Annotated in this window: 1 protein-coding gene; it reads right to left on the bottom strand. The window is 58.1% G+C overall.

Translation table 11 applies throughout. From position 1 onward, the window contains the following. Positions 1 to 329, bottom strand: a 329-nt coding sequence (locus BGP85_RS00050; RefSeq protein WP_219811570.1) for a hypothetical protein, incomplete at both ends; no start/stop codon positions are given.

The following is a 329-nucleotide window of genomic DNA, read 5'->3' as shown; positions in this document are numbered from 1 at the left end:
GATCGGAAGCGTGAGCTCGTCCTGCCTGATCTCGATATCGGTCGGAATGCCGTTGAAGGGTTTGGTCAGCCCCATCTCGAAATTCTTGAGCGAGAATTTGATACGCTCCGGCGTTCCGGCCGTTTCTTCCTCCGTCTCTTCCTCCGGCTTTTCCGGCGCGGCGACATCGACGTTGATGCCGCCAAGGCGCACCCTGCCAAGTTCCGGTATCAGGCGGTTGAACTGGAAGGTCTCGATCTGCGTCTCGTCGAGCGCGATGATCTCGGAAATTCCTTTGATCGTCGAACTCCAGTCAAAACCCTTGAGGCTCGCCTCCGCGACGTCGATCC

This window comes from Pseudomonas putida, from assembly GCF_002906855.1.
Taxonomy (GTDB): Bacteria; Pseudomonadota; Gammaproteobacteria; order Pseudomonadales; family Pseudomonadaceae; genus Aquipseudomonas; species Aquipseudomonas putida_N.
This window is presented reverse-complemented; position numbering and strand designations above follow the sequence as displayed.